This is a genomic window from Acetomicrobium mobile (assembly GCF_937920065.1).
This window is the reverse complement of the sequence record NZ_CALETC010000103.1, coordinates 1-1,761: the sequence shown is the minus strand read 5'-3', so window position 1 is coordinate 1,761 and position 1,761 is coordinate 1. Positions and strand designations below refer to the sequence as shown.

The window sequence follows — 1,761 nt, the reverse complement described above, 5'->3', positions numbered from 1 at the left end:
TATATAACTTAGGAAATTAGCGCAGCTTAGCGCTTTTTTTGTGCAAAAAACACTTGCAAATAATTTCTTTTCGTGTATAATTGATGGTGTTAAATGGTGTTATTAGGGAGGGCTTTTTATGGCTTATTTCCTTAAAAAATCAAACCTAAAAAAGGGGGTTTATCTCCAGATATACGAATCTTTCTACGACCGCGACAAAAAGGAGACTGCTCATAAATCATACAAGGCCATTGGTTACGTACAGGACCTGATCGACTCCGGCATTCCTGACCCAATCGGCTATTATTCCGATGTCGTCAAGCAGATGAACATAGAAGCAAAGCGCATTAAAGAAGAAAATGCGGCAAGGCAGATCGCCGCATCCCCTGAAAGGCATCTCGGCTATTTTCTTTTACATAATATTTATGACAGCCTGCACGTCTCCAATTACCTGGAGCTAATGCAATCTGTAAGAGGCTTCCGCTTCAAGCTTTCCGATCTAATGGAAGCCCTCATTTATAGCAGAGTAGTTGACCCACGCTCCAAGAGCAGAACCTGCCATGACATTCTCCCCAAACTGTATGAGTCTTATGGGCTAACTTATGATCAGATCTTAGATGGCGTTGAGTATATGGGCAATGAATACGAAAAAATTATTGAGATCTTCAACCATCAGGTCAACCTCAAATATCCCCTGGATGCATCCACCACTTACTTTGACTGCACAAATTTTTACTTCGAGATCGACAAAGAAGATGAGTTCAGGAGGAAGGGGCCTTCAAAAGAAAACAGGCATGACCCCATCATCGGACTCGGGCTGCTGCTGGATGCAAACCAGATCCCCATCGGAATGAAACTCTACCCCGGCAACGAAAGCGAAAAACCCGTTATCCGCCAGGTCATAAAAGAACTCAAGGAAAGGAACCAGATATCCGGCAGGACGGTGCAGGTCGCCGACAAGGGCCTTAACTGCGCAAACAATATCATCAGTGCCCTGAAAAACAAGGACGGCTACCTGTTCTCAAAATCGGTAAAGCAGCTCCCCGAAACCGAAAAGGCGTGGGTCCTTTTAAAGAACGACTACAAAAAAATCACTGACAGCAATGGTACGCTACTCTACGAGATTAAGGAATGCATCGATGAATTTCCCTATACCTATACAGACGAAAATGGGAAGAAACATACCGTAAGGCTGAAGGAAAAAAGAGTTGTTACATACAACCCCAAGCTGGCAGAGAAAAAGAAATATGAGATAAACAGGATGGTTGAAAAAGCAAAAAAGCTAAAAGCAAGTCAGGCAAAGAAGAGTGAATTCGGCGAATGCAGCAAATATGTCACCTTTGGTTGTGCCGACCCGAAAGGAAATGCCATCGACGGAAAGGTCAGGGTAACCATTAACCGGGATGCCATTGACAAGGATTTAAAGCTGGCCGGTTACAACCTTCTCGTCACCTCAGAAACCAAAATGAAAGCAAGTGACATATACAATACATACCATAACCTCTGGCGGATTGAGGAATCGTTTAAAATGATGAAATCCTACCTTGACGCACGCCCTGTCTACTTGCAGAAGACAGCATCCATCCATGGGCATTTCCTGGTCTGCTATCTATCCGTGCTCCTCATCAGGCTCCTGCAATTTAAAGTGCTAAAAAACAAATATTGCACGGAGAAACTTATTAAATTCATCCGGGAATTCAGGGTTGTTAAATTGGAACGGGATAGATATGTGAATATCACATCTTCTTCTAAATTCATAAAAAGCCTGGCAGCTGAGCTGGG

General features: G+C 43.3%; 1 protein-coding gene. It reads left to right on the top strand.

Going from position 1 to position 1,761, the window contains the following annotated elements; translation table 11 throughout:
* Positions 1-118 precede the first annotated feature (118 nt).
* A partial coding sequence (locus tag Q7P41_RS04440) for an IS1634 family transposase (protein ID WP_303882445.1) occupies positions 119-1,761 on the top strand: 1,643 nt, incomplete at its 3' end.